This is a genomic window from Methylobacterium sp. D48H (assembly GCF_053345715.1).
In genome coordinates this window covers 1-252 of the sequence record NZ_JBKFAP010000247.1, presented here as the reverse complement: position 1 = coordinate 252, position 252 = coordinate 1, and the positions used below count along the sequence as shown (strand labels likewise).

The following is a 252-nucleotide window of genomic DNA, read 5'->3' as shown; positions in this document are numbered from 1 at the left end:
GTGCGCGCCCACCAGCACGCCGCCGGGGCGCGCCGGTCCGGCGCCATCGGGGGGTGAGGCGACCGTCGAAGGCGTGGGCGAAGCGCTCGGGCGCAGCCAGGGCGGCTTCTCGACCAAGCTGCATCTGATCCTCCCTCGGCATCGCGGACACCTCTGATACGCTCATGCTGAGCGGGGAAGGTGTCGGATGGCGAAGACGAGACGCGAGTTCACGCCCGAGTTCAAACGCGAAGCGGTCGCCCTGCTGGAGAG

1 pseudogene is annotated in these 252 nt (G+C 70.2%); it reads left to right on the top strand.

Annotation, left to right across the window (positions count from 1 at the left end):
• Window positions 1-127: pseudogene (locus tag ACLBX8_RS32345) on the top strand (IS5-like element ISMra2 family transposase); the annotation flags it as partial.
• Window positions 128-252 lie beyond the last annotated feature (125 nt).